Origin of the sequence: Embleya sp. NPDC005971, from assembly GCF_040629175.1 — a bacterium.
Taxonomy (GTDB): Bacteria; Actinomycetota; Actinomycetes; order Streptomycetales; family Streptomycetaceae; genus Embleya.
In genome coordinates this window covers 142,589-167,480 of sequence record NZ_JBEXUX010000006.1, presented here as the reverse complement: position 1 = coordinate 167,480, position 24,892 = coordinate 142,589, and the positions used below count along the sequence as shown (strand labels likewise).

Here is a 24,892-nt window from a genome sequence, read left to right as displayed (position 1 = left end):
CGCGGATCCACCCACCCTCGGGTTTTCCGTCCTTCGGATCAGGAGGCGAGTCCGAGCGCGGCCATCCGCTGCTGGTGCGCCTCGGTGATCCGGTTGAACATGCGCCCGATCTCGGCCAGGTCGAAGCCGGGTCCGGCGCCGCCGCCGATCAGCATCGTGGACAACACGTCCCGCTCGGCGGCCACCCGCTGGGCCTGACTGAGCGCCTCGCCCATCAACCGCCGACCCCACAAGGCGAGCCGGCCGGACACCTTGGGATCGCGCTCGATCGCCGAGCGCACCGCGTCGACCACGAAGGCCGCGTGCCCGGTGTCGCGCTGCACCTCGACGATCAGATCCCGGCTGACCTCGTCCAGATGCGCCGCCACCTCGCGGTAGAAGTCGGCCGCGATCCCATCGCCCACATACGCCTTGACCAGGCCCTCCAGCCAGTCGGCGGGCGCGGTGTGCACATGGAACTCGTCCAACGGCGCGATGAACGGATCCATCGCCTCGGCCGGATCCGCACCCAGCGCCGCGATCCGGTCACGCAGCAGCGTGTAGTGATGGAACTCGGCCACCGCCATCGCGGCGAGCGCGGCCTTGTCGTCCACGGTCGGCGCCATCTTGGCATCCTCGGCGAGCCGCTCGAAGGCGGTGATCTCGCCGTAGGCGAGTACGCCGAGCAGTTCGATCACGGCGGCCCGCATCTCCCCGGTCGGCTGCGCGTGCTCGCTCATGTCCACCCCTTCGTCCGTTCCGCCGCCGCACCGTCGACAAGTGCCACAGTGTTCACAAGTACGCAGCGTAGTGAGCGCACCGCGCCCACGGGAGCACCACGTCCGGGCGGAGTCGCCCATCTCCGGACAAGCAGTAATGAGCATCACCCCACCGGCCGCACGCCGCCGGGTACAGTGGTAGTGAACGCGGATGCCCGGTCGGAGGACGACTGGCTCCGACCGACCCGCTCGGGTGGCCGCCCGAAGGCGAGAGGTCCCGTGCCGCGCCCCGCAATTTCGTGGGCGCCATGGTCTCGACCCGCTTTCGGTACAGACGGCCCCCAACCACACAGAAGAGGCTGGACCCCTGACAACTTTTCGCGAACTCGGAGTACTTTCGGAGACAGCCGAGGCACTTGAGGCACTCGGCATCATCGAGGCCTTTCCCGTCCAGGAGATGACCCTTCCCGTCGCCCTGTCCGGCAACGACGTGATCGGCCAGGCCAAGACCGGAACCGGCAAGACCCTGGGCTTCGGCATCCCGCTGCTGCAGCGGATCACCGTCGCGGCCGACATCGAGGCGGGCCGCGCGCCCGCCGGTGCGGTCGCCGGTCGGATGCCGCAGGCCCTGGTCGTGGTGCCCACCCGTGAGCTGTGCGTGCAGGTCACCAACGACCTCCAGGCCGCGGGCAAGCTGCGCAACGTGCGCGTGTTGGCCGTCTACGGCGGCCGGGCCTACGAACCGCAGATCGACACCCTCAAGAAGGGCGTCGACGTCGTGGTCGGCACCCCGGGCCGGCTCCTCGACCTGGTCGGCCAGGGTCACGTGAACCTGTCCGAAGTCAAGATGCTCGTCCTGGACGAGGCCGACGAGATGCTCGACCTGGGCTTCCTGCCCGACGTCGAGAAGATCGTCGAGCGTCTTCCGGCGCGCCGCCAGACGATGTTGTTCTCGGCCACCATGCCGGGACAGATCATCACCCTGGCGCGCCGTTACATGAGCCGCCCCACGCACATCCGCGCCTCCGAGCCGGACGACCTGGGCGCCACCGTCAAGTCGGTCCAGCAGCGCGTCTACCGCGCGCACGGCCTGGACAAGCCCGAGCTGATGGCCCGGGTGCTGCAGGCCAACGGGCGCGGCCTGGTGATGGTGTTCTGCCGGACCAAGCGCACCGCGGCCGACCTGGCCCAGGGGCTGGCCGAGCGCGGCTTCGCCTCCGCCGCCGTGCACGGCGACCTCGGCCAGGGCGCGCGCGAGCAGGCGCTGCGGGCGTTCCGCAACGGCAAGGTGGACGTGCTCGTGGCCACCGACGTCGCGGCCCGCGGCATCGACGTCGAGGGTGTCACCCACGTGGTGAACTACCAGTGCCCCGACGACGAGAAGACCTACCTGCACCGGATCGGCCGGACCGGCCGCGCGGGTGCCTCGGGCACCGCGGTGACGCTGGTGGACTGGGAGGACATCCCGCGCTGGAGCCTGATCAACAAGGCGCTGGACCTGGGCTTCGCCGACCCGGTCGAGACCTACTCGACCTCGCCGCACCTGTTCACCGACCTGGACATCCCCACCACCGTGGGCAGCGTGCTGCCGCGCGCCGACCGCACCCGTGCGGGTCTGGGCGCGGAGGACGTCGAGGATCTGGGCGAGACCGGCAAGAACAGCCGGGGCAACTCGGGCCGCAAGGGCAACGGTGGGCGCAGCCGCAGCGGCCCCGCCGCGTCCGGGCCGGCCGCCTCCGGGCCGGCCGCCTCCGGGCCGGACGCGGCCGACGCCGAGGCGAGCGACCCCAGCCGCCGTCGGGCCCCCGGCTCGCGGCGTCGTCGTCGCGTGAACGCCGAGACCGGCGATGCGGTCGTGGCCGCCGCGACCGGCGCGATCACCGCGACCTTCGTCGAGCCCTCGACCGTGCCGGCCCAGGCGGCGCCCGTCGACGGTCCGGCCGGCACCGGGGACGCGGACGCGGACGGCGAGCGCGCGCCGCGCCGTCGCCGCCGGCGCACCCGGCGCCGTCCCGAGGGCGCCGAGGCCGGCGCCGTCGCGACCGACGAGGGCTGACGAACGCACCATCGGGTCGACGGCCCCCGGTGCGGAGTGTGGACGATCACGTCCGCGCTTCGCGGCGGGGGCCGTCGGCGTACCTGCGGGTAAGTAGGCTCGAAGGTGTGAGTACGCCACGCTTTCTGACCTTGCCCGGGACCGTCCGCTCCCGTCGCCTGGCGACCGGGCGCGGACGATTCGCCGTCCTGGAGTCCACCCCGCCGAGCGCCGCGCCGCGGCTGGGCACCGCCGTGTTGGTGCCCGGCTTCACCGGCAGCAAGGAGGACTTCCTCGCGCTCGGCGACCCGCTGGCGCGGCGCGGTTTCCACACCGTGGCCGTGGACCAGCGCGGCCAGTACGAGACCGAGGGTCCGGCGGATCCGGCGGCCTACACCCGGGACGCGCTCGTGGCGGACGTGCTCGCGATCGCCGACGCGGTGGCCCCGGGCGAGCCGATCCATCTGGTGGGCCACTCCTTCGGCGGCCTGGTGTGCCGCTCGGTGGCGCTGCACGCGCCGGAGCGGCTGGCCTCACTGACCCTGATGAGCACCGGCCCGGCGGCGATCTGCCCGGACGAGGTCGCCCGGCTGCTGATGCTGGAGGAGGTGCTCCCGGCGCTCACCCGCCAGGAGGTGTGGGAGGCGATGCGGGCCGTGGAACTGGAGGCCGGCCTGCTGCCGCCCGCCGACCCGGCGATCGCCGCGTTCGTGCACGCCCGGTGGCTGGGCACCACGCCCGAGGGCCTGCTCGAAATGGCCGAACAACTGCGTACCGAACCCGACCTGGTGGACGAACTCGCCGCGCTCGTGGCCGCCGGCCTGCCCACGCTCGTGGTCTCCGGCGTCGAGGACTACGCGTGGCCGCTGCCCTGGCAGATTGCGATGGCCGACCGGCTGGGTGTACCGCACGTGGTGATCCCGGACACCCACCACTCCCCGAACGTGGAGTCGCCGGCCGCCACGGCCGCCGCGCTGGCCGACTTCTGGGCGAGCGTGGCGGCCTACGTGCCTCGGGCCTGAGCCGGGACGGGGCCGGACCGGGCGCCGTCGGCTCACGGTACGAACGGATCGGGCGTAGCGTGACATAGGAGACATTTCACTCACCACGGGCGTCGCCCGTGCCGGTTCGTGCCACCTGCGGCGACTCCCGTCGAGCCGACCGATCGGGAGTTGCCATGACGCTCATCGACGTCGATTCCGCGCGACAGGAAGCCTTCGCGGGACGCATGATCAACATCATCGACGACGGCTGCCTGGCCTTTCTGACCAGCATCGGCCACCAGAGCGGACTGTTCGACACGATGGCCGGGATGCCGGCTTCGACGAGTGCCGAGATCGCCCGCGCCGCGGGGTTGACCGAGCGCTATGTGCGCGAGTGGCTGGGCGGCATGGTCACCGGCGGCTTCGTCGAATACTCCCCGGACCACGACACCTACCTGCTGCCGCGCGAACACGCGGCCTCGCTGACCCGCGCGGCCGGACCGGAGAACCTGGCCGGCATCACCCAATACCTGGCGCTGATGGGCGAGGTCGAACAGCAGGTCGTGCAGGCGTTCCGGCAGGGCGGCGGCGTGCCGTACTCGGCCTACCCGCGATTCCAGGCGCTCCAGGCCGAGGAGTCCGGCCGGGTCTGGGACGCGGCACTGGTGGACGGCGTACTGCCACTGGCACCCGGGCTGACCGAGCGGCTGACGGCGGGGATCGACGTGCTGGACGTCGGGACGGGCCAGGGGCACGCGGTGAACGTGCTGGCTCGGGCGTTCCCGCGCAGCCGGATCCGCGGCGTGGACATCTCCGTCCAGGGGATCGCCGCGGCGCGCCGCGAGGCCGAGGAACTGGGCCTGGACAACGTGGAGTTCGCCGTGGTCGACGCGGCCGAGCCGCTCGGCTCGTACGACCTGATCACCGCGTTCGACGTGATCCACGACCTCGCCCGGCCCGGTCGCACGTTGGCCGCCGTCTCCGCCGCGCTGCGTCCGGACGGGGTGTTCCTGATGGGCGAGATCGCCGCGTCCAGCAAGCTGGAGGAAAACCTCGCCCACCCGCTGGGGCCGGCGCTGTACACGTTCTCGATCTTCTACTGCATGACCGTCTCGCTCGGCGAGGGCGGCGAGGGCCTGGGCACCGTCTGGGGCGAACAGGCCGCCCGAGCCGCGCTCGCCGACGTCGGCTTCACCCACGTCCGAAGCCACTCGCTGGAGGGCGACTTCCTCAACGTGTACTTCGTGGCCCGCAAGGACTGAGGAGACACCCACGCCGAACGGCGGGGCAAGGCGGGACCGGTCCTGCCGGGCATCCCCCGGGCCGCCCGTCGACGTCGATCCACCCATGATCTACGTCACGGGCAGGCCCCTACTGCACCCACCCGCGACCTCCCTATCCTCGAAGTCCTGCGCCGGCTCGGGCATCGTTCGATCCAAGTGACCGCCGACATCCACGAGCGCATCACCTCCTCGGCGCCTGACCGCTTGCGGCAGGTACCCGATGGGGTGTCGCGCCCACCGGGGCACGAGCCGGACCCGCCGGGTCGGTGCTGGACCACAGCCCGAAGAATCAACGTTTTCGCAGGTGAGAGGGGACCGAGATGCAGTTCGGCCGCTACTACGAGGAGTTCGAGGTCGGTGCGATCTACAAGCACTGGCCGGGGAAGACCGTGACCGAGTACGACGACCATCTGTTCTGTCTGCTCACGATGAACCACCACCCGCTGCACATGGATGCCAACTACGCCGAGAACACCACCGATTTCGGCAAGAACGTGGTGGTGGGCAACTACATCTACTCGCTGCTGCTCGGCATGTCGGTGCCGGACGTCTCCGGGAAGGCGATCGCCAACCTGGAGATCGAGTCGTTGCGACACGTGGCGCCCACGTTCCACGGGGACACCATCTACGGACAGACCCTGGTGCTGGACAAGTGGGAGTCGAAGTCCAAGGACGACCGCGGCGTCGTGTACGTGGAGACCAAGGGCTACAAGCAGGACGGCACGCTCGTGTGCGTGTTCAAGCGCAAGGTCATGGTGCCCAAGGAGAGCTACGGGGCCGAGCGTGGCGGCGATCAGCCCGGACGCCCCGAGCTGATCGAGGGCTGATCGTTCGCGGCTGAGCGGGCGCCGATCGGGGGTCGACCACCCCCGCACCGAGCGCGGGCGGGTCGCCCAGGGACGGCGCGGCCCGCCCGTTTGCGCGCACGGGACGACGACGTCCTACGGCAGTTCCGCCGCCGTCGGGTACGACGACTGCGCCCCCACCCGGCGCACCGCCGCCGCGCCCACCCGCACCGCGTACCGGGTCGCGGTGAGCGGGTCGTCCCCGGCCGCCAGTCGCCACGCCAACGCGCCGGTGAAGGCGTCGCCCGCGCCCGTCGTGTCGACCGCGTCCACCGTCGGCGCGGCGACATGTACCGGTTCCGCCTCGCCGACCGCGACCAGCGCACCGCCACCGCCGAGCGTGAGCACGATCGAGCGCGGACCCGCGCCCCCCGCACGCCAGCTCCGCAGCGCCTCGTGCGCGTCCTTGCCGCCCGTCGTCGCGCTCGCCTCGTGCTGGTTGAGCACCAGCGGATCGCACGCCCGCACCACCGACGAGGACATCCACACCATCGTCGACACGACCGGCGAGAGGTTCAGCACCACCCGGGTGTCCGCCGCGGCGCAGCGTCGGATCACCTCCCACACCGTGTCGAGCGGGATCTCCAACTGGAGCGAGACCACCTCGGCGGCCTCGATCGCCGAGGCCAGGTCGCCCACCTCCGCCGGCCCGAAGCGCCCGTTCGCCCCGGGCGCCACCGTGATGGTGTTCTCGCCCGCGTCGTCCACGGTGATCAGCGCCACGCCCGAGGCGCCGGGCACGGTCCGCATCGCGTCGGTGCGTACGCCCTCCCGGCGCAGCGTCGCGAGCAACATCCGGCCGTGCTCGTCCTCGCCGACCCGCCCGGCGAGCGCGACGTCGGCGCCCAGTCGGGCCGCCGCGACCGCCTGATTGGCGCCCTTGCCGCCCGGATGCACGACCAGGTCGTCGCCGAGCACCGTCTCGCCCGGCCGCGCGTGCGCCCGCACCCGGACCACCAGGTCGGCGTTGATCGACCCGACCACCAACAGCCGCGCGTGCTCCGCGCTCACGCCACGCCCGGTACGTTCCACTCGCGCAGCGCGTCGAGCAGTCCCTCCACCAGGTCGAGCCGACCCAGCTCACCGGTCGCCACCCACCGCACCGCGTCCGCGTCGTCGCCCGCGCGCAGCGCCCCGCCGTGTGGCGTGCAGGCGTAGTCCCTGATCTCGTACGTCCCACCGTCGGGCGCACGGCGCAGCACCGACCCGACGAGCGGTCCCACGGTCACCTGGAGTCCGGTTTCCTCCGCCATCTCGCGGGCGAGGGCGACCGCGTCGGTCTCGCCCTCGTCGACCCGCCCGCCGGGCAGCGACCACTGTCCCTTGCCCGGCATTTTCGCGCGTTGCACCAGGAGCAACCGACCCTCGGAATCGAGGACGATCGCACCGACGCAGGGAATGAGCCGCATGCCTGTGGAGCCTAGTGCCCGGCGCCGACGTGCAACGGGAGATCGGTCGCCGACCGCGCGGCGCCGGCAGCGCGAGGGCGCACGACCCCGGCGCGGCGCGCGCCTCCCGTACGCCGGTCGGCGGTGTGAACGCACCGAAGGAGTGATCGTCCTTGACGCGGGGCCCCGGGCAGTGGACCGTCTTGTCCTATGAAGGGCGAGCCGAGCTGCCCCCGCTGCGGCGGCCGGGTCCGCGCTCCGGGTCTGTTCTCACAGACGTGGGAGTGCGAGATCCATGGCGCCGTTCCCCCGCTGCAACCGGTCGTGCCGCCCAGCGTCGAGGCGCTGGACGCGGTGGTGCGCCGCGCCCGGGTTCCGGTCTGGTTGCCCTGGCCGTTGCCGGTCGGTTGGTTGTACACCGGCGTCGCGCACGCGGGCGACGATCGGGACGGTTCGCGGGCCGTCGCGGTGGCGTGCACGGGTCCCGCGCCGCTGGGCGGACGCGGCGAACTGTTGCTGATCGCCGAGGAGGTGGGCGTCGGACTGGGCGCCCGCTACGCCGGGTTGACCGGGCACGACCCGGGCGGCGACTTCGTCAAGTCCGCGCCGACGAAGGTGATGGCGGCCGGCCGGCCGACCCCGCTGTGGTGTGTGATCGACGCGCCGCCCGACCGCGCGGTGTTCGCGGGCGAGGCGATGGGCCTGTGGTTGTGGGCGATCCTGTGGCCGGGCAAGGCGGGCCATCTCGTCTACGACGACGTGGTGCTCACCGATCTGCGCGACGCCGGGGCCGAGTTGCAGTTGTTGCCGTGCGGCGCGCTGTCCCCGCAACTGCTGGAGTTCTGAACCGCCGGACACCGGCTCCGCGCCGCCCGACGCCGGCCCCACAAAGGCGCTCGACCGAGGTCGTTAGGGTCGGGAGGGTCCATCGGCCCTCTCCGCAGACGAGGTCAGCGTGCGCATCGACCTGCATACCCACAGCACCGCATCCGACGGCACCGACACGCCCGCCGAACTGGTCGTCAAGGCGCGCGCGGCGGGCCTGGACGTGGTCGCGCTCACCGACCACGACACCACCGCCGGCTGGACGGCCGCGGCCGAGGCGCTGCCGCACGGGCTGACCCTGATCCGGGGCGCGGAGATCTCGTGTGTGGCCGAGGGCGGGATCAGCCTGCACATGCTGGGCTACCTGTTCGACCCGACCGAACCGGAGTTCGCCCGGGCCCGCGAACTGGTGCGCACCGACCGGGTCCGCCGGGCCGAGGCGATGGTCGAGCGTTGCCGCGAACTCGGCGCGCCGATCACCTGGGCCCGGGTCCGCGAGATCGCGGGCGGCGGCGCGGTGGGCCGGCCGCATGTGGCCACCGCGCTGGTCGAGGCGGGCGTGGTCGCGGACGTGTCCGGCGCGTTCACCGCGCAGTGGCTCAAGGACGGCGGGCGGGCGTTCGTCGGGAAGTACGAGATCCACGCGGTCGATGCCGTCCGGCTGATCGGCGGCGCGGGCGGGGCCGCGGTGTTCGCCCACCCGGGCGCGGTCAAGCGTGGCCGGACCGTTTCGGACGCCACGATCGCCGAGTTGGCCGAGGCCGGCCTGGCCGGAATCGAGGTGGACCACATGGACCACGACGACGCGATGCGGGCGCACCTGCGCGGACTCGCGGGCGACCTGCGGCTGATCACCACCGGTTCGAGTGACTACCATGGCACCCGCAAAACGATCAATCTCGGCGAAAACACTACAGATCCGGAGTCGTACGGGGCGATCGCGGAACTGGCAACAGGAGCAAGACCCATCACCCCATGAACTGGTTCGACGTCACCATCTTCGGCTCGTCCTTCGTCACCCTCTTCGTGATCATGGACCCGCCCGGCATCATCCCGCTGTACCTGAGTTTCACCGGTGGCCGACCCCAGGCCGTGCGCAAGCGCATGGCCTGGCAGGCGGCCACCGTCGCGTTCTGCGTGATCTCCGTCTTCGGCCTGTTCGGCCAGAGGATCCTCGACTATCTGCACGTCTCGATCCCGGCGCTGAAGGTGTCGGGCGGTCTACTGCTGCTCCTGGTGGCACTGTCCCTGCTGACCGGCAAGGCCGAGGAGCCGACCGAGAACAAGGACGTCAACGTCGCGCTCGTCCCGCTCGGCACACCCCTCCTGGCCGGCCCCGGCGCGATCGTGGCCGCGATCGTCAGCGTGCAGAAGGCGGACACCGGCGGCCAGTACATCGGCGTGTGGACCGCGATCGTGGCGATCCACGTGGTGTTGTGGCTGACCATGCGTTTCTCGCTCGGCATCATCCGGATCATCAAGGAAAGCGGCGTCGTCCTGGTGACCCGACTATCCGGCCTCCTGCTGTCCGCGATCGCCGTACAACTGTGCGCGGACGGGGTCCGGGGCTTCATCGAAGCGAAGCCGTAAGGTGCGAGCGGATCATCAAGCGGTTGGGGAGAGGCGGAGGACATGAGCAAGTCGGTACGCGGCGTCGTCGCGCGCAGCAAGGGCGCACCGGTCACGATCGAGACCATCGTGGTGCCGGACCCGGGCCCGGGCGAGGCACGCGTGCGGGTCCAGGCGTGCGGTGTCTGCCACACGGACCTGCACTACCGCGAGGGCGGCATCGGTGACGAATACCCGTACCTGCTCGGCCACGAGGCCGCCGGTGTCGTGGAGTCGGTCGGCGACGGCGTCACCGAGGTGGCCGTCGGCGACTTCGTGATCCTGAACTGGCGTGCGGTGTGCGGAGATTGTCGCGCGTGTCGGCGCGGCCGGCCGCAGTACTGCTTCGCGACGCACAACGCGAAGCAGAAGATGACCCTGGAGGACGGCACCGAACTGAGCCCCGCGCTCGGCATCGGCGCGTTCGCCGAACTGACCCTGGTCGCCGCCGGACAGTGCACCAAGGTCGACCCCGAGGCGGACCCGGCCGCGGCCGGCCTGCTCGGCTGCGGCGTGATGGCCGGCCTCGGCGCGGCGGTCAACACCGGCAACGTCGGGCGCGGTGACACGGTCGCGGTGATCGGCTGCGGCGGCGTCGGCGACGCGGCCATCGCCGGTGCCCGGCTCGCCGGCGCGGCGAAGATCATCGCGGTGGACCTGGACGACCGGAAGCTGGAGTGGGCGCGCCGGGCCGGCGCCACCCACACGGTGAACTCGAAGGCGGGCGACCCGGTCGAGGCGATCCGCGAACTGACCGGTGGCTTCGGCGCCGACGTGGTGATCGACGCGGTCGGCCGACCGGAGACCTACAAGCAGGCGTTCTACGCCCGCGACCTGGCCGGCACCGTGGTCCTGGTGGGCGTGCCCACGCCGGAGACGACCATCGAACTGCCGCTGCTGGACGTGTTCGGCCGCGGTGGCGCGCTCAAGTCGTCCTGGTACGGCGACTGCCTGCCCTCGCGCGACTTCCCGATGCTGATCGACCTCTACCGCCAGGGTCGTTTCGACCTGGACGCGTTCGTCAGCGAGCGGATCACCCTGGAGGACGTCGAGGCCGCGTTCGAGAAGATGCACCACGGCGACGTGCTGCGTTCGGTGGTGATCCTGTGATGCGGATCGACCACGTGGTCACCTCGGGCGTCTTCTCGCTCGACGGCCAGGACTTCGACGTGGACAACAACGTGTGGATCGTCGGCGACGACCGCGAGGTGGTGATCGTGGACGCCGCGCACGACGCGGCGGCCATCGCGGCCGGGGTCGGCGACCGTACGGTGACCGGCATCGTGCTCACCCACGGCCACAACGACCACATCAACGCCGCCGCCGCGCTGGCCGAGCTCACCGGCGCGCCGATCCACCTGCACCCGCAGGACCGGATGTTGTGGGACGCGGTGTACCCGGACCGCGCGCCGGACGTCGCGTTGGCCGACGGCGAGGTGATCGAGGTCGCGGGCACCGGACTGCGGGTGGTGCACACGCCCGGCCACGCGCCGGGCGCGGTGTGCCTGTACGCGCCGGAGGCGGCCGTGCTCTTCTCCGGCGACACGCTGTTCAAGGGCGGCCCCGGCGCCACCGGGCGCTCGTTCTCGTCCTTCCCGGTGATCCTCGACTCGATCAAGGGGCGCCTGCTGGCGCTGCCCGGGGAAACCCGCGTGCTCACCGGACACGGTGACGAGACCACGATCGGCGCGGAGGCGAAGGACTACGACGCCTGGGTGGCCCGAGGGCACTGAGCCGGCCGATCCGAGTCCCGGCGGACATGACGAGGGCGCTTCCCCCAAACGGGGAAGCGCCCTCGATGCATTCGCAGATCAGCCGGCGTCCGTCACCTTGACGGGACGGATGTACAGGCGCTCGCCGAACGCTTCGGCGCGTTTCAGGGCGGCCTGCACGGTGTCGATGTCGACGGCGCAGTTGACCGGGTTGGACCCGGTCATTTCCTGGGCTCGGCTGAGGTTGGTGATTCGGTAACGCATACGCGTCTCCCTTCCCTCCGGTCCGAAGTCGTACGGGGCCGCAAAATGCCACGACCCCGTCTACAAGGATTGGGCACCGGGATCCGTACGGATCAGCCTGACCCGGCATGGGTCACAACCGGCACCGTCCTGAACAACAGCAGTCACACCGATAGCATTCCCGTGACTGAAATGTTCCTTTCCTGACTTTCCTCTGCTTACACGTGACGCAAGACGCGACATCGCGCGCAAGGCAAGCGAGGACGCGACGGCGACCGGCATAGGACAATGCCGGTCGGAACACATCGACCCGGCGCCGAACGCGCAGCCGCCATGGGAGGACGAGAGACTTTGCACGATCCGGGAGAGGACGACGTCCGGACGGGCGCGACGGCCGCCTTCGGTGCCGTGGTGCACGAATCCGGCGAGGGCCTCGGCGCCGAGCAGGGCGGCCCGCTGGAGGACCACCCCGTCGCGGGCTTCGAAGACACACCCGGAGTGCTGCCCGACCTGACGGAGTCGTTCACCCGACCGGCCGTACTGGTCCAGTCCGTCTCACCGCCCCTGCACTTCGGCACCCACGCGCTGTTCGTCGACGTCGGCTACGTCTACGCGGCGATGGGCCTGCTGGTCGCCGGTTCGGCCGAGCGCCGGGCCTTCCGGGTGGACGCCGAACAGCTGATCACCGGCCTGATCGACGAGGCGCGCCGGGTCTTCCCGGAGGGTCGACTGCTGCGGGTGTACTGGTACGACGGCGCACGCGAGCGGGTGCACACCGTCGAGCAGCGCCAGATCGCCGAACTGCCCGACGTCAAGGTCCGGCTCGGCAACCTCAACGCGCACAACCAGCAGAAGGGCGTCGACTCGCTGATCCGCAGCGACCTCGAATCCCTGGCGCGCAACCACGCGATCGACGACGCGGTCGTGATCAGCGGCGACGAGGACCTGGTCTCGGCGGTCGAGGCGGCCCAGTCCTACGGCGTGCGGGTGCACCTGTGGGGCGTGGAGCCGGCCTACGGCACCAACCAGGCCGACCCGCTGGTCTGGGAGGCCGACGTCACCCGGATGTTGCACCGCGAATTCTGCGAGACCTGCGTGACGCCGGTGATGTTGCCGCCCTCGCACGCCGGCGCGATCACCCTCCAGCCCGGCGGCCCGCCCACCGCCGACCAGGCCTGGCGGATCGGCCAGGAGATCGCCAAGCGCTGGCTGGTGGTACGCGGCCGGGAGAACCTGGCCGACCTGATGCCGGGACCGATGTTGCCGCAGGCGATCGACCGAGGCCTGCTCGTCGACGCGGAGAGCGTGCTGCAATATTCGCTCCGCCCGCACGAGGACCTGCGCCGGGCTCTGCGCAACGGCTTCTGGGACCGCCTCAACCAGGAATTCGGCCTCCCGGGCACGGAACTGACGGAGGGCTGAAGGAGCTCCGACCAGGGCATGCGGCGCGGACCGGGTGTCACGGAGGGAAAGACAGACCCCCGGCGGGCCAGGTGATTCGCCGGCCGTGGGAGTGACGCGAGCCGGGTTGATCGTGCGGGTGCCGACCCGGGGGTGCCGCCCCAGCCCCCGTCAGGGAGGCGGCCAGGGTGGCGCCTGCGGGAAATTCGGAGCTTGTGGCGCCGTACCCGGAGGCGGTGTGCCAGTCATGGGGGAGGCGGCCAGGTGATGGGGCCTGTGGGATAGTCGGGCACCAGGTCGTCCGGATGGCCGACCCGTGTCGGTGTGCCGCCGCAACGCTGTACGACCGCGCTCGGGCCGTCCGGTCCGGGAAGGGCGCACAAGTAGATGCCGACCATGTCCTCGGTGTCGCGGCGGCGCACCGGTTGTCCCGGACGTGGCGCGGGCAACGCGTCGATCACCAACCTGCGTACCGGTACGACGAATTCGATGCCGCTTCGGGTTCGTACCCATGCCTGTCGACCGTCGACGGCGGTCAGTTCGCCTTCGCGCCCGGTGGGGCCACCAACGTCCTCGTGTACCAGTGCCCCGAGGTAGCGATATGCCAGGATCCGCCCGGCCATCCTGTCTGCATCGGTGGTCTCCTCCATGCGCACGGAGTCACCCGCCCTTGCTGTGTGGGGTCAACACCGTGCGGGCCGCGTCACCGGTGGCGGCATCCACCAAGTGCCGCACCGGGCAGGCGACTTCCAGCCCATGCCGGGTCCGCAACACGGCCAGGAGGCCCTCGACTTCGCGAAGTCGGCCGACGGTTCCCCGATACGGATCGCGAAACGACTTGCCGTAATGCCGCGCTCCCCATCGCGCGATCCGAACCAAATTCCGGTCCACCGCGCCGGTCGCGGCAGCCGGGCTTGCGGTATCGGTCGTGAACATGCCGGTTACCTCCGGTTGTTGTCAGTACGGCTTTGGCCGCGACATCGGCGACTCGCTCTGCTCGCCGTTCCGCAGTCGTGGCAACAACCTTGAAGCGTCACCCAGTTCGAAGTCTTCGCGAGGCTTGATGTCCTCGCGTTCACCGTTGGGGTAGAGACGGTAGACGCTCATGTTCATCCGGCTCTCGCCCTCGCGCACACCCATGGATCTCTCCTGACGATGAGGTACTGATCTCACGTTCGGCCTGCCCCGCGCCCGTCGACGGCGTGACAATCAGTCAACCGAGTTTCACTCTCGGTCGGTACCGCGATGGGGATCGCACGCGGTTTAACGGGTTTAAGCCCAGAATCCGGGAGCCATGGCGAACGCACGTACACCGAACACGGCCCTTGTGGACGTGATCGCCCAATCGGGCTGGACATACGACCGGCTCGCTCGTGCAGTGCGGGCGATTGCGGCCGAGAACGGCGAAGTTCTACACACCAACAAGTCGGCCATTGCGCATTGGACATCCGGTGTGCAGCCGGGCAACCGAACTCGGCGATACCTTGCGGAAGCGCTGTCCAGACGCATCGGTCGGACGGTCACCCTGATCGAGATCGGACTTGCGCGGGCCGAGGACTCACACCCGCTCATGGTCGATCCGATCACGGCCGCCGCAGATCTCGGCCGGGCCGGGATGCGGCGGGACCGTTTCCTCGGCGTGGCGGCGTTCACGGTCGCATCGATCGGCGCGGCGCTGTCCTACGACCACGATGCCGTGTCGCGCATGCTGCGGGCCCGCAGACCGGGCACCGCGATCGGCGCCGAGGAGGTCGCCACCATCCGGCGCGTCACCGCTGCACTCGGCGCCGCAGACGAACGTCACGGCGGAGGCCATGGCCTGACCACGGTGACGGCCTACCTCGCCGATACCGCCGCCCCGCTGTTGTCCGGACGGTTCCCCTCCGAGGTCGTGCGACGCGACGCCTTCGGAGCGGTGGCCGAACTCGCCTATCTCGCGGGCTGGAAATTTCACGACCTTGGAAGCGAGGGAGCCGCGCAACGCTACTACCTCACTGCCTATCAGCTCGCCCATGAGGCGGACCCGTTCGGACACAGTGCGTGGATGCTGCGCGTACTGGCGCATCAAGCGCTTCATCTCAAGCACGCCGATCACTGCATGGACCTGACGAACGAGGCACTGCGGCGGGCATCGGGGCGCGTCGGCGGAGGCATGGAAGCCGTCTTGTACGTAACGCGCGCGCGTGCCTGTGCGGCCTCCGGCCGACCCGCCGAGGCCGCGCGGGCACTCCTTCTCGCGGCCGATGCCGTGGCCCGCACAGACGAGCCGACTCCGTCCTACGCCACGGCAACCGGTCCGGCTTCGGGCACTGTGGCCAGTCAAACTGCGAGGACCCTCAGGGACCTCGGTGATCACCGCAACACGGAACGGCACTACCGAGCCGCCCTGTCCGAGCGCGACCCAGCCGCTTTCCGCCGCATTCACGCCCTCACCTTCGTCGATCTCGGGGTATCGCTCGCCTCGCAGGTCCGCGCCGATGAGGCCGTCGCCACATGGGGCGAGGCGATGGACCACCTCGGTGGCGTCGCATCATCACGGCATCGCGAAGCGGTCGCGGCCATGCGGCGTACCCTCACGACCTATAAGCGGCGACGAGTTCCGGGCGCGGCCAACCTCGACGAACGTGCGCGGGGTCTGCTCGCCACGTGATCGGCTCGACGCCGACGCCACGAGGAAGGAGGCGCGCGTGCCCGACGAGTTCCGCCGAGAGCCGCATCTGATGGTCATGCTCGCCGTTTCGGTCATCGTGCACGATCGGACGAACAAGCGAGTCGTACTCCTGCGTCGGGGCAGCAAAAAGGCGTTCGCGCCCGGGATGTGGAGTCTGCCCAGCGGCAAGGGAGCGCCTGGGGAACCCATCACGCACACGGCAGTTCGCGAACTCCGTGAAGAGACGGGGCTGGAGGTCAAGCCGCAGGCGTTGCGCCTTGCCCATGTGACGCACAGCGCGGACAGCCCGGAAGCGCCGGAGGGGTTCGTCGTCCTGGTCTTCGCTGCGGAGGAATGGGACGGCGAACCGATCAACGCCGAGCCCGGCAAGCACTCGGCCGTGGCCTGGGTCAACACCGACGACCTTCCGACCGACTTCGTTCCGTCGACCCTGCACGCGTTGGAGCGGTACCTCGCGGGTGAGCGCCCCGAGGTGGCCATCGACGGATGGGGCGAGGCGTAGAGCCGACTCGGCTCGCACGCGGATGGTCGGACGGCGCGCGTGCGCGAGTCCGACCGTCCGATCGGGCGACCGCACGACGTGCTGTGCGCTCGCTCGCTCGGCCCACGGCGGATGGACGGCTCGGTTGGGTTCGCCGGGGGCCTTGCCGTGGGTCGGGCGTTTGCGGCCGGCGGTCGCGCTTTGGTCGGCGGCGGGTGGCTTTGTGCTAAACGGTCGGCGTGGGTGGTGGAGATCGGCCCAGTCCCACGGTCACCGCCGGTCAGGAGCCCTGGGTTTCCCGGCGAGAGGTGGGTGTTGCTTGGCGGGAAAGGCGCTGGCAACGGCGGAGCGGGAGGGGAGCCCGGTGAGGTCCGCCGGGGAACCTTCCCGGGTGGGCCGGGCCGTTGCGGCCGGCGGTCGCGTCTTGGTCGGCAGCGGGTGGCTCAGGGCTAAACGGTCGACGTGGACCGGCGGAGATCGACCCGGTCCCACGGTCACCGGTGGCCGGGAGCCCTGGGTTCCCCGGCGAGACGTGGGTGTTGCTCGGCGGGAAAGGCGCTGGCAACGGCGGAGCGGGTGGGTGCTTTCGTCGGGTCCGCCGGGGAGCGCTTCCGAGTGGGTCGGGCGTTCGCAGCCGGCGGTCACGTCCTGGTCAGGCTGGGCGCGGGTGGCCTTGTGCTAAACGGTCGGCGTGGGCCGGCGGAGATCAGCCCGGTCCCACGGTCACCGGCGGCCGGGAGCCCTGGATGCCCCGGCGAGACGCGGGCGTTGCTCGGCTGGAAAGGCGCTGGCAACGGCGCGGAGAGAGGGCGGCCCGGCAAGGTCCGCCGGGGAGCCTTCCCGAGTGGGTCGGGCCGTTGCGGCCGGCGGTCGCGTCCTGGTGGGGCTGGGCGCGGGTGGCCTTGTGCTAAACGGTCGGCGTGGGCCGGTGGAGATCAGCCCGGTCCCACCGTCACCGGCGGTCAGGAGCCCTGAGTCTCCCGGCGAGACACGGGTGTTGCTCGCCGGGAAAAGCGCTGGCAACGGCGCGGAGAGAGGGCGGCCCGGCGAGGTTCGCCGGGGAGCCTTCCCGAGTGGGTCGGGCCGTTTCGGCGGGCGGTGGGTGGGCGGTGGCGGGAGAGGAGAGAAAAGCGGGCCGGCAGTGGGCGGTTTCGGTCGCCGGGGTGCGCAACCCGGCCCTCGGCACGCGCTCTCGCCGCTCGGTCCCACAAAACCGCAGGTCAGCGGAACCCCGGGTGCGGAAAGCCGTCTCGGGATCCGGGTCGTGACTTTCCGGGCTCGCGGACGGCCTTCCGCCCGGCGGCTCCGACCCGAAACGCCCACCGAGAGCCATGCCCCACGCGAAATCCGCCGCCTGAGTACACAAACCGGCCCCGGGCCCCACTCCCGCCGGCCGGTCCCACAAAACCGCAGGTCAGCGCAAAACAGCGGACCCGAAGGCGTCCCGCCATCCGGATCGAGACCCGCCCAATCCACCAGCAACCCTTCCACCCGCACACACCCCGAAACGCCCGCCGAAACGGCCCGACCCACTCGGAAAGGCTCCCCGGCGAACCTGACCGGGCCGCCCTCTCTCCGCGCCGTTGCCAGCGCCTTTCCGGCAAGCAACACCCGCGTCCGCCGGGGAACCCAGGGCCCCTGGCCACCGGTGACCGTGGGACCGGGCCGATCTCCACCGGTCCACGCCGACCGTTTAGCCCTGAGCCACCCGCCGCCGACCAAGACGCGACCGCCAGGCGCAACGGCCCGGCCCACTCGGGAAGGTTCCCCGGCGGACCTGACCGGGCCGCCCCTCCGGCTCCGCCGTTGCCGGCGCCTTTCCGGCGAGCAACACCCACCTCTCGCCGGAGAGCCCAAGGCTCCCGGCCACCGGCGACCGTGGGACCGGGCCCACCTCCACCAATCCACGCCGACCGTTTAGCACTGAGCCACCCGCCGCCCACCAAAGCGCGACCGCCGGCCGCAACGGCCCGACCCACCCGGAAAGGCTCCCCGGCGAACCTCACCGGACCGCCCTCTCTCCGCGCCGTTGCCAGCGCCTTTCCCCGCAGGCAACGCCCGCGTCTCGCCGGGGAGTCCAGGGCTCCTGACCGCCGGCGACCGTGGGACCGGGCCCACCTCCACCAACCCACGCCGACCGTTTAGCACTGAGCCACCCGCCGCCCACCAAAGCGCGACCGCCGGCCGCAACGGCCCGACCCACCCGGAAAGGCTCCCCGGCGAACCTCACCGGACCGCCCCTCCGGCTCCGTCGTTGCCGGCGCCTTTCCCGCCGAGCAACACCCACCTCTCGCCGGAGAGCCCAAGGCTCCCGGCCACCGGCGACCGTGGGACCGGGCCCACCTCCACCAATCCACGCCGACCGTTTAGCACTGAGCCACCCGCTGCCCACCGAGGCGCAACCGCCGCCTGTGAACACCCGACCCACCCCCGGGAAAGCCCCCAGCGCACCCAACCAAGCCGCCCACCCGTCGCTCCCCGCCGGCCCAGGCCGCGCCGCCCGCCGCCCGCCCGCTTCGGGTGTGAGCACATCTTGTCCCGCCAATAGATGTAGGCTACATTTATTAGCGAAGCTAACAACAACGCCGCACACAAATCGTGCGCGTCGCGTGAAGTGAAGTGAATTGAAGTGCGGAGGTCTCGCATGCGGTCCGATTCCGACGGCGGGCAGACCAGGGGCAACACCCGGGCCGAGCACGTCCCCCAGCAGGGCGGCATTCTGAAGCAGCCGATGGCCGTGTGGGCCACCGCGCTCGCGGCCGTGGTCGCGTTCATGGGGATCGGTCTCGTCGATCCGATCCTGCCCTCGATCGCCAAGGGGCTGGACGCGTCGCCGAGTCAGGTGTCGCTGTTGTTCACCAGCTACTTCCTGATCACCGCCGTGGCCATGCTGGTCACCGGCTTCGTCTCCAGTCGGATCGGCGGCCGGCGCACGCTCCTGCTCGGCCTCGCCCTGGTCGTGCTCTTCGCCGGGCTCGCCGGCACCTCGGGATCCGTCGGCGAGCTGGTCGGCTTCCGGGCCGGCTGGGGTCTGGGCAACGCGCTGTTCGTGTCCACCTCGCTCGCCGTGATCGTCGGTGCCGCGAGCGGCGGTTCGTCGGCCGCGATCCTGCTCTACGAATCGGCGCTGGGCCTGGGCATGGCCTGTGGTCCGCTGCTGGGCGCGGTGCTCGGCGACGCCAGTTGGCGCTACCCGTTCTACGGCACGGCCGCGCTGATGGCGATCGGCTTCGCGCTGATCGTCGCGCTGCTCAAGGAACAACCCAGGCCCACCCGCAGGATCGGCCTGTTGGACCCGCTGAAGGCCCTCGGCCACAAGGGCCTGGCGACCACCGCCGCAGGCGCCTTCTTCTACAACTACGGCTTCTTCACCGTGCTCGCGTTCACCCCGTTCGTGCTGAACATGAGCCCCTACCGCAGCGGCGCGGTGTTCTTCGGCTGGGGCGTGCTGCTCGCCGTGTGCTCGGTCCTGGTCGCCCCTCGGCTCCAGGCCCGGTTCGGCTCCGCGAACGTGGCGGCCGCGAGTCTGGTCCTGTTCGCCGCCGACCTCGGGGTGATCGCCTTCGGGTCGAAGGCCGTCATTGTGACCGGTGTCATCGTTTCGGGAGCCTTCATCGGTATCAATAACACCGTGTTCACCGAGATGGCGCTCGAAGTCTCGGACTCGCCGCGACCCGTGGCGAGCGCGGGGTACAACTTCGTGCGCTGGTTCGCCGCCGCGGCGGCGCCGTTCCTGGCGCCCAAGTTGGAGGAGCACTTCAACGTGCACGTGCCGTTCCTGGTCGCGACCGTGACCTGCCTGATCGCCGCCGGCGTGCTGTTCGGCGCGCGCCGCACGCTCGCCGTGGTCGACCGGCACGACGCCCCGACGGCGGCAGGCCGTGCCCCGGCGATCCCGGCCGCGGCCTGACTCGGTCGAGCGAGTACAAATAGTTCGATAACCATCGGAACCAATAGTTCGATAACCATCGGAACCAACTGCAAAACCTGCGGAAAAGGAAGTGCACGACATGTACCAGCGGATCCTGGTCGCGGTGGACTCCACTCCCGAAGCCGACGAAGTCCTGGCGCACACCGCTCGACTGGCCGTCGCCGGCGGAGCCGCCGTCCGGGTCCTGCACGTGCAGACCCTGGACGTGGTGGACGGCGGCGGCATGGGCGGTGTCGTCGAGGACGAGACCGCCGACGCTGCGGCCAAGGTGGTCACCGACGCCGTCGCCACGCTCAAGGCGGCCGGCGTGAGCAACGTCGAGGGCTGGACCGAGGAGACCGTGCGCGGCGACGTGCCCAACGCGGTCCTGGACCAGGCCCGCGCCTTCGACGCCGACCTCGTCGTCCTGGGCGCCCGCCGGCACGGCGGCGTGGCCAGCCTGTTCCTGGGGAGCGTCAGCGACTCGGTCGCCCACCGCGCCACCTGCCCGGTGCTGCTGATCCCTTGATCCCCTGATCCTCCGTCCCGCCGGCCCCGACACCCGCACACCCCGAGTGCGGATGCCGGGGCCGGCGGCATCCCGGCTGGCGCCGAAATCGCGTGCGGACTCGCGCCGGCGTGCGCGATCCTGCCCCGCATGGCAACCGACAGCTTCCTTCCGCCGTCCGGCACCAGGGACTTCCTCGCCGCGGAATCCGCAGCCCGGGAACGGGCGTTCGCCACCGTCCGCGACGTCTTCGGCCGCTACGGCTTCCAGCCCCTGCACACTCCCGCGTTCGAGCGGCTGGAGGTGCTGACCGGCAAGTACGGGGACGAGGGCGACAAGCTCGTCTTCAAGATCCTCCGGCGCGGCGAGCACGAGGCGACCGGCGAAGCGGACCTGGCGCTGCGCTACGACCACACGGTCCCGCTCGCGCGGGTCGTGGCGAGCCACGGGAGCCGACTCCCCCGGCCCTACAAGCGCTACGCGCTCGCCCCGGTGTGGCGCGCCGACCGGCCGGGCAAGGGCCGGTTCCGCGAGTTCGTGCAGTGCGACCTGGACATCGTCGGGTCGGCCTCCCCGTTGGCCGACGCCGAGGTCGTGTCGGCCCTGTACCAGGCGCTGGAGACGTTGGGCGTCCCCGAGTTCCGGTTCCTGGTCAACTCGCGCAAGGTGCTGATCGGCCTACTGGAGGTCTACGGGGTGCCGGCCGAGGCCGGTGGCAGCGTACTGATCACGCTGGACAAGCTGGACAAGCTCCGCCCCGAAGCGGTCGTGGCGGAACTGTCCCAGGGTCGCGGCGCCCTTCCCGCGTCGACCGCGAGCAACCTGGTCGCCGATCTCACCGCGTCCGACGCCGTCGCCCGCGTCCGCAAGGAATTGACGCACAGCACGATCGGACAGGCGGGCCTGGCCGAGGTCGACCGCCTGCTCGACCTGCTGTCCGACACCGTCCCGTCGCGGCGCATCGGCTTCGCGCCGAACCTGGTGCGCGGACTCGACTACTACACGGGCGTCATCTACGAGGTGACCGCGCCAAACGTGCCCGGATCGATCGCCTCGGGCGGCCGGTACGACGGCCTGATCGCCGGCATGTCCGCCGGCGCGCAGACCCCGGCGTGCGGCGGGTCGTTGGGCATCGAGCGCATCCTCCCGCTGCTGCCGGCCGCGAACGAGCCGGCCGCGCCCACGCTGGACGTCGCGGTGACCGCACTCGGCGACGACCACACCGACGCGTTCCGGATGGCCGCGGCCATCCGCCGCACCGGCCTGCGTACCGGCGTCTACCTGGGCTCCAGCGGCAAACTCGCCCGCCAATTGAAGTGGGCCGCCGACCAGGGCGCCCGCTTCTGCCTGATCCACGGCCCGGCCGAACAGGCGGCCGGCCGGGTGATCGTCCGAGACCTGACCTCGGGCGCCCAGACCACCCACCCGCCGGAGCGAGTCGCGGACTTCTTCGGCGAATAGCCGGCGGCGCGTCAACCCAGCGGCACCGCGCGGCGGTTCGGATCGCGCAGGTCGGTGCCGTGCCGGAGCCACTTCTCCTGGAGCGCCTCCGCGCCCTGCGCCCGCTTCCAGGCGGCCTCGGCGGGCGTCATCGGGAGCAGCGGGAAGAAGCGGACCGGGTCGGCGGGATCCGGCAGCGGCAGGTCGGCGAGCAGACCGCCGGGTTCGGCGACCAACACCGCGTGGAAGGCGGCGCCCTCCCACAGCGGCCCGCCCAGGTCGAGCGAGGCGCCGGGCGCGATCACCAGGCCCTCCACCTGCGGGGTCGCGCCCAGCACGGCCAACGGTCGCAACACCGAGTCGTGCCCGCCGCGCACCGAGAGCAGCAACTCCGCCCGCGGGCCCGCGATCGGGTCGGCCAGCATCGCCGCCGGATCGGCCATCGGGGCCCGGGACATGCCCAGCGTCGCGTAGCGCACCACGCCGCCGGCGTCCGGCCCGAAGCGCAACACCTCGATGCGATCGGCGCCGACGAAGGTGACGCCGGCCCGGCCGGTCGGATCGCCGAACGCGGCCGTCAGATGTGCCTCGACCTGCGAAGTGGGGTCGACCGGCTCGGGTCCCGGCGTGAAGTCGAACATGCCCGCATGCTAATTCGCCGTCAGCAGGCTTTCGTATACCGGCCATTGCAGTCGGCTCTCTGGTGTACTCTGCATAGTCGGCCCGCCGGATGTGGACATCCTCGCGCGCCATCGGATGACGGACTCGCCCTCGCCCCGACCAGCCGGTCGACGAGCGAAGGCTTTCCCCCAGCGGGGACCGGCCGTGGGAGGTGATCGTGGTGCATACCAGCACACCGTGCAGTACCGGCGGCTCACCCGATCTTCCCCGATCCAGTCGCACGCCCCGCCCTTTCTGAGGGTTTCCGAGACGTTCGCCGGGTTCCGAGCACCGCTTCGCGGTCCGGTACCCGATCTCCGAATTTCCTCCGTGACGGGGCGTCAGGATCTTTTGCCGTTCTTTCGGTGATTCGTTCCGCTTGCACGTGTCGACGCACCCCGCGGCCTGCCCGCCGCGGCGCTGTGGCGTCGGCGCGTGCCGGTCAGTGCAGGAGCCCCGTCATGTCGATGATCCGCGACCTCCGTGCCGCAGTCCGTCCGCTCCGCCGCACCCCGCTGCCGTCGACCAGGCCCCAGGTCGCCGGGAACTGTGTGGTGGATTGCGCCGTGTACCGCGACGGCCGACGCCTGGACGGCTACGCGCATCCCGACTCGGCGATCCACGAGGTACGCGCCGGCGGCGGCTTCGTCTGGATCGGCCTGCACGAGCCGAGCGCGCTCGAACTCGCGGGTATCGCCGAGCGGTTCGGGCTGCACCCGCTCGCCGTCGAGGACGCGGTGCACGCCCACCAGCGGCCCAAGCTGGAGCGCTACGACGACACCCTGTTCGCGGTGTTCAAGACCGTCACCTACGTCGAGCACGAGCAGCTCTCGGCGACCAGCGAGATCGTCGCGACCGGCGAGATCATGGTCTTCCTCGGCAACGACTTCGTGGTCACCGTGCGACACGGCCGGCACGGCGCGCTCGCCGACCTGCGCTGTCGCCTGGAGGACAGCGGCGAACTGCTCGCCGCCGGGCCCTCGGCGGTCCTGCACGCGGTGGCCGACCGGGTGGTGGACACCTACCTCGACGTCGCCCAGCTCATCCAGGACGACATCGACGAGGTCGAGAACGACGTGTTCGGCGGCGGCGGCGCGGGCGACGCGGGTCGGATCTACCAGCTCAAGCGCGAGTTGCTCGAACTCAAGCGCGCCGTCGCGCCGTTGGCCCGTCCGCTGCACTCGCTGGCGGAACGGCCGATGCGCCAGGTGCACCCGGACATCCGCGAGTACTTCCGCGACGTCGAGGACCACCTGTCCCGCGTCGGCGAACAGGTGGCCTCGTTCGACGAGTTGCTGACCTCGATCCTGCAGGCCAATCTCGCGCAGGTGACCGTCGCGCAGAACGAGGACATGCGCAAGATCTCCGCCTGGGTGGCGATCTTCGCGGTGCCCACGATGCTGGCCGGCGTGTACGGCATGAACTTCGAGCACATGCCGGAGCTGAAGTGGCGGTACGGCTACCCGATGACGCTGTCGGTGATCGTGGTCGTGTGCACGCTCATGCACCGGGGCTTCCGCCGCAACGGGTGGTTGTGAGCACGAAGCGCGTGCCCGCGACCATCACCCACCCGGACGCGTCCTACAGGTCGAGCCGGCCCACCAGATTGCGGGCCCGCTCGGCCAGGTCCGTGCGAACCACCACGTCGTAGCGCGCCGCGACGATTTGGCTCGTCGAGACGAAGTCCCGGCGCCCGCCCATCGCCTTGTAGCCCAGCCAGCCGAACAGGGCACCCGCCGCGATGCCCCAGACCAGACCCATCAGCACCAACCAGAGCCAACCGTGCGCCCGGACCGCGAAAATGCCCAGGAACAGCCCGATCATCAGGCCGAACCAGGCGCCACTGGCGGCGCCGGACGCCGCCGCCTTGCCCGCGGTGAGCCGGCCGAGCACACTCTCGACCAGCCGCAGGTCGGCGCCGACGATCGCGGTGTTCTGCACCGGGAACTCGTGGTCGGACAGGTAGTCGACCGCCCGCTGGGCCCCCGCGTAGTTCGGATACGACGCGATCACCAGGCCGGTGTCGGCGAGGTCGGGACCGGGCCCGCCGGCGCCCGGAGGGAGATTCTGCTGACCGAACATGGGTGTGCCGCCTCGCCTGGATGCCGGGTGGTGTCGGTTGGTCGTCGGTTGGTCGTCGGTTGGTGGGTCGGGTGGTGCTTCGACCCGGACCGGGTACCCGGCGATATTCGTGACAACAC

General features: G+C 71.0%; 25 protein-coding genes. 16 read left to right on the top strand and 9 right to left on the bottom strand.

Annotated elements, in window-relative coordinates:
• Nucleotides 1-38: 38 nt before the first annotated feature.
• Nucleotides 39-719, bottom strand: a complete 681-nt coding sequence (locus ABZ374_RS08630) for a ferritin-like fold-containing protein (protein ID WP_360308238.1) — start codon at nt 717-719, stop codon at nt 39-41.
• Between the two features lie 436 nt (nt 720-1,155).
• Here ABZ374_RS08630 and ABZ374_RS08625 point away from each other — a divergent pair, with 436 nt between their 5' ends.
• From ABZ374_RS08625 to ABZ374_RS08610, 4 genes are all read left to right on the top strand, one after another.
• Nucleotides 1,156-2,754, top strand: coding sequence for a DEAD/DEAH box helicase (locus ABZ374_RS08625; RefSeq protein WP_360308235.1), 1,599 nt, complete (start codon nt 1,156-1,158; stop codon nt 2,752-2,754).
• A 107-nt stretch (nt 2,755-2,861) separates the two neighbouring features.
• Nucleotides 2,862-3,755: an alpha/beta hydrolase gene (locus ABZ374_RS08620; RefSeq protein ID WP_360308232.1), complete on the top strand. Its 894-nt coding sequence runs from the start codon at nt 2,862-2,864 to the stop codon at nt 3,753-3,755.
• 155 nt (nt 3,756-3,910) lie between these two features.
• On the top strand, nt 3,911-4,978 hold the full coding sequence (locus tag ABZ374_RS08615) for a class I SAM-dependent methyltransferase (protein WP_360308229.1): 1,068 nt from the start codon (nt 3,911-3,913) through the stop codon (nt 4,976-4,978).
• A gap of 341 nt (nt 4,979-5,319) precedes the next feature.
• Nucleotides 5,320-5,826 carry a MaoC family dehydratase gene (locus ABZ374_RS08610; protein ID WP_360308226.1) on the top strand — a complete coding sequence of 169 codons (507 nt, stop codon included), beginning with the start codon at nt 5,320-5,322 and terminating at the stop codon, nt 5,824-5,826.
• Between the two features lie 114 nt (nt 5,827-5,940).
• Here the strand turns inward: ABZ374_RS08610 and ABZ374_RS08605 are convergent, their stop codons facing one another.
• Both ABZ374_RS08605 and ABZ374_RS08600 read right to left on the bottom strand, forming a co-directional pair.
• Nucleotides 5,941-6,855, bottom strand: a complete 915-nt coding sequence (locus ABZ374_RS08605) for a ribokinase (RefSeq protein WP_360308223.1) — start codon at nt 6,853-6,855, stop codon at nt 5,941-5,943.
• Nucleotides 6,852-7,253, bottom strand: coding sequence for an NUDIX domain-containing protein (locus ABZ374_RS08600; protein ID WP_360308220.1), 402 nt, complete (start codon nt 7,251-7,253; stop codon nt 6,852-6,854). Before ABZ374_RS08600 ends, ABZ374_RS08605 begins: the two co-directional genes overlap by 4 nt.
• A 189-nt stretch (nt 7,254-7,442) precedes the next feature.
• On the opposite strand from ABZ374_RS08600, the gene ABZ374_RS08595 reads away from it, so the two are divergent.
• From ABZ374_RS08595 to ABZ374_RS08575, 5 genes are all read left to right on the top strand, one after another.
• Nucleotides 7,443-8,078, top strand: a complete 636-nt coding sequence (locus tag ABZ374_RS08595; protein ID WP_360308217.1) for a DUF6758 family protein — start codon at nt 7,443-7,445, stop codon at nt 8,076-8,078.
• Between the two features lie 109 nt (nt 8,079-8,187).
• Nucleotides 8,188-9,036: a PHP domain-containing protein gene (locus ABZ374_RS08590; protein WP_360308214.1), complete on the top strand. Its 849-nt coding sequence runs from the start codon at nt 8,188-8,190 to the stop codon at nt 9,034-9,036.
• On the top strand, nt 9,033-9,647 hold the full coding sequence (locus ABZ374_RS08585; protein ID WP_360308211.1) for a MarC family protein: 615 nt from the start codon (nt 9,033-9,035) through the stop codon (nt 9,645-9,647). Before ABZ374_RS08590 ends, ABZ374_RS08585 begins: the two co-directional genes overlap by 4 nt.
• A 42-nt stretch (nt 9,648-9,689) precedes the next feature.
• Nucleotides 9,690-10,775: an S-(hydroxymethyl)mycothiol dehydrogenase gene (locus ABZ374_RS08580; protein ID WP_360308208.1), complete on the top strand. Its 1,086-nt coding sequence runs from the start codon at nt 9,690-9,692 to the stop codon at nt 10,773-10,775.
• Nucleotides 10,775-11,398, top strand: coding sequence for an MBL fold metallo-hydrolase (locus ABZ374_RS08575; protein WP_360308206.1), 624 nt, complete (start codon nt 10,775-10,777; stop codon nt 11,396-11,398). The genes ABZ374_RS08580 and ABZ374_RS08575 overlap by 1 nt, the downstream gene beginning before the upstream one ends.
• Nucleotides 11,399-11,476: 78 nt before the next feature.
• Here the strand turns inward: ABZ374_RS08575 and ABZ374_RS08570 are convergent, their stop codons facing one another.
• Nucleotides 11,477-11,641, bottom strand: a complete 165-nt coding sequence (locus ABZ374_RS08570; RefSeq protein ID WP_360308203.1) for a hypothetical protein — start codon at nt 11,639-11,641, stop codon at nt 11,477-11,479.
• A gap of 312 nt (nt 11,642-11,953) precedes the next feature.
• Here ABZ374_RS08570 and ABZ374_RS08565 point away from each other — a divergent pair, with 312 nt between their 5' ends.
• A complete protein-coding gene (locus ABZ374_RS08565; RefSeq protein WP_360308200.1) occupies nt 11,954-13,042 on the top strand; it encodes an NYN domain-containing protein in 1,089 nt (362 codons plus the stop codon).
• Between the two features lie 224 nt (nt 13,043-13,266).
• On the opposite strand, the gene ABZ374_RS08560 is transcribed toward ABZ374_RS08565, so the two are convergent.
• From ABZ374_RS08560 to ABZ374_RS08550, 3 genes are read right to left on the bottom strand one after another with little or no spacing between them, the layout of a single operon-like run.
• Nucleotides 13,267-13,671: a hypothetical protein gene (locus ABZ374_RS08560; protein ID WP_360308197.1), complete on the bottom strand. Its 405-nt coding sequence runs from the start codon at nt 13,669-13,671 to the stop codon at nt 13,267-13,269.
• A 10-nt stretch (nt 13,672-13,681) separates the two neighbouring features.
• The gene (locus ABZ374_RS08555) at nt 13,682-13,957 is read right to left on the bottom strand and encodes a hypothetical protein (protein ID WP_360308194.1); all 276 of its coding nucleotides are present in this window, start codon (nt 13,955-13,957) and stop codon (nt 13,682-13,684) included.
• A gap of 21 nt (nt 13,958-13,978) precedes the next feature.
• Nucleotides 13,979-14,161: a hypothetical protein gene (locus ABZ374_RS08550; RefSeq protein ID WP_360308191.1), complete on the bottom strand. Its 183-nt coding sequence runs from the start codon at nt 14,159-14,161 to the stop codon at nt 13,979-13,981.
• A gap of 154 nt (nt 14,162-14,315) precedes the next feature.
• Here ABZ374_RS08550 and ABZ374_RS08545 point away from each other — a divergent pair, with 154 nt between their 5' ends.
• The 5 genes from ABZ374_RS08545 to hisS all read left to right on the top strand — a co-directional run bounded on the left by ABZ374_RS08545 (nt 14,316) and on the right by hisS (nt 22,052).
• Nucleotides 14,316-15,671, top strand: coding sequence for a tetratricopeptide repeat protein (locus ABZ374_RS08545; protein ID WP_360308188.1), 1,356 nt, complete (start codon nt 14,316-14,318; stop codon nt 15,669-15,671).
• Nucleotides 15,672-15,708: 37 nt separating this feature from the next.
• Entirely contained in the window at nt 15,709-16,194 is a 486-nt protein-coding gene (locus tag ABZ374_RS08540) for an NUDIX domain-containing protein (protein WP_360308185.1), read from the top strand.
• A gap of 2,710 nt (nt 16,195-18,904) precedes the next feature.
• Complete coding sequence (locus tag ABZ374_RS08535; RefSeq protein WP_360308384.1) at nt 18,905-20,083, top strand: MFS transporter; 1,179 nt, start codon at nt 18,905-18,907, stop codon at nt 20,081-20,083.
• A gap of 100 nt (nt 20,084-20,183) precedes the next feature.
• Nucleotides 20,184-20,612: a universal stress protein gene (locus ABZ374_RS08530; protein WP_360308182.1), complete on the top strand. Its 429-nt coding sequence runs from the start codon at nt 20,184-20,186 to the stop codon at nt 20,610-20,612.
• Between the two features lie 129 nt (nt 20,613-20,741).
• Entirely contained in the window at nt 20,742-22,052 is a 1,311-nt protein-coding gene (gene hisS, locus ABZ374_RS08525) for a histidine--tRNA ligase (RefSeq protein ID WP_360308179.1), read from the top strand.
• Between the two features lie 11 nt (nt 22,053-22,063).
• On the opposite strand, the gene ABZ374_RS08520 is transcribed toward hisS, so the two are convergent.
• The gene (locus tag ABZ374_RS08520; protein ID WP_360308176.1) at nt 22,064-22,672 is read right to left on the bottom strand and encodes a suppressor of fused domain protein; all 609 of its coding nucleotides are present in this window, start codon (nt 22,670-22,672) and stop codon (nt 22,064-22,066) included.
• 480 nt (nt 22,673-23,152) lie between these two features.
• Between ABZ374_RS08520 and corA the strand changes: the two genes are divergently transcribed.
• The gene (corA, locus tag ABZ374_RS08515) at nt 23,153-24,229 is read left to right on the top strand and encodes a magnesium/cobalt transporter CorA (RefSeq protein ID WP_360308174.1); all 1,077 of its coding nucleotides are present in this window, start codon (nt 23,153-23,155) and stop codon (nt 24,227-24,229) included.
• Nucleotides 24,230-24,272: 43 nt separating this feature from the next.
• On the opposite strand, the gene ABZ374_RS08510 is transcribed toward corA, so the two are convergent.
• Nucleotides 24,273-24,773 carry a general stress protein gene (locus ABZ374_RS08510; protein ID WP_360308171.1) on the bottom strand — a complete coding sequence of 167 codons (501 nt, stop codon included), beginning with the start codon at nt 24,771-24,773 and terminating at the stop codon, nt 24,273-24,275.
• Between the last annotated feature and the right edge of the window lie 119 nt (nt 24,774-24,892).

Coding starts and splice junctions, on each gene's coding strand:
- ABZ374_RS08630 (WP_360308238.1), bottom strand. CDS start 719: ATGAGCGAGCACGCGCAGCCGACCGGGGAGATGCGGGCCGCCGTGATC.
- ABZ374_RS08625 (WP_360308235.1), top strand. CDS start 1,156: ATGACCCTTCCCGTCGCCCTGTCCGGCAACGACGTGATCGGCCAGGCC.
- ABZ374_RS08615 (WP_360308229.1), top strand. CDS start 3,911: ATGACGCTCATCGACGTCGATTCCGCGCGACAGGAAGCCTTCGCGGGA.
- ABZ374_RS08610 (WP_360308226.1), top strand. CDS start 5,320: ATGCAGTTCGGCCGCTACTACGAGGAGTTCGAGGTCGGTGCGATCTAC.
- ABZ374_RS08600 (WP_360308220.1), bottom strand. CDS start 7,253: ATGCGGCTCATTCCCTGCGTCGGTGCGATCGTCCTCGATTCCGAGGGT.
- ABZ374_RS08595 (WP_360308217.1), top strand. CDS start 7,443: ATGAAGGGCGAGCCGAGCTGCCCCCGCTGCGGCGGCCGGGTCCGCGCT.
- ABZ374_RS08585 (WP_360308211.1), top strand. CDS start 9,033: ATGAACTGGTTCGACGTCACCATCTTCGGCTCGTCCTTCGTCACCCTC.
- ABZ374_RS08580 (WP_360308208.1), top strand. CDS start 9,690: ATGAGCAAGTCGGTACGCGGCGTCGTCGCGCGCAGCAAGGGCGCACCG.
- ABZ374_RS08575 (WP_360308206.1), top strand. CDS start 10,775: ATGCGGATCGACCACGTGGTCACCTCGGGCGTCTTCTCGCTCGACGGC.
- ABZ374_RS08570 (WP_360308203.1), bottom strand. CDS start 11,641: ATGCGTTACCGAATCACCAACCTCAGCCGAGCCCAGGAAATGACCGGG.
- ABZ374_RS08565 (WP_360308200.1), top strand. CDS start 11,954: ATGGGAGGACGAGAGACTTTGCACGATCCGGGAGAGGACGACGTCCGG.
- ABZ374_RS08560 (WP_360308197.1), bottom strand. CDS start 13,671: ATGGAGGAGACCACCGATGCAGACAGGATGGCCGGGCGGATCCTGGCA.
- ABZ374_RS08555 (WP_360308194.1), bottom strand. CDS start 13,957: ATGTTCACGACCGATACCGCAAGCCCGGCTGCCGCGACCGGCGCGGTG.
- ABZ374_RS08550 (WP_360308191.1), bottom strand. CDS start 14,161: ATGGGTGTGCGCGAGGGCGAGAGCCGGATGAACATGAGCGTCTACCGT.
- ABZ374_RS08545 (WP_360308188.1), top strand. CDS start 14,316: ATGGCGAACGCACGTACACCGAACACGGCCCTTGTGGACGTGATCGCC.
- ABZ374_RS08535 (WP_360308384.1), top strand. CDS start 18,905: ATGGCCGTGTGGGCCACCGCGCTCGCGGCCGTGGTCGCGTTCATGGGG.
- ABZ374_RS08530 (WP_360308182.1), top strand. CDS start 20,184: ATGTACCAGCGGATCCTGGTCGCGGTGGACTCCACTCCCGAAGCCGAC.
- hisS (WP_360308179.1), top strand. CDS start 20,742: ATGGCAACCGACAGCTTCCTTCCGCCGTCCGGCACCAGGGACTTCCTC.
- ABZ374_RS08520 (WP_360308176.1), bottom strand. CDS start 22,672: ATGTTCGACTTCACGCCGGGACCCGAGCCGGTCGACCCCACTTCGCAG.
- corA (WP_360308174.1), top strand. CDS start 23,153: ATGTCGATGATCCGCGACCTCCGTGCCGCAGTCCGTCCGCTCCGCCGC.
- ABZ374_RS08510 (WP_360308171.1), bottom strand. CDS start 24,773: ATGTTCGGTCAGCAGAATCTCCCTCCGGGCGCCGGCGGGCCCGGTCCC.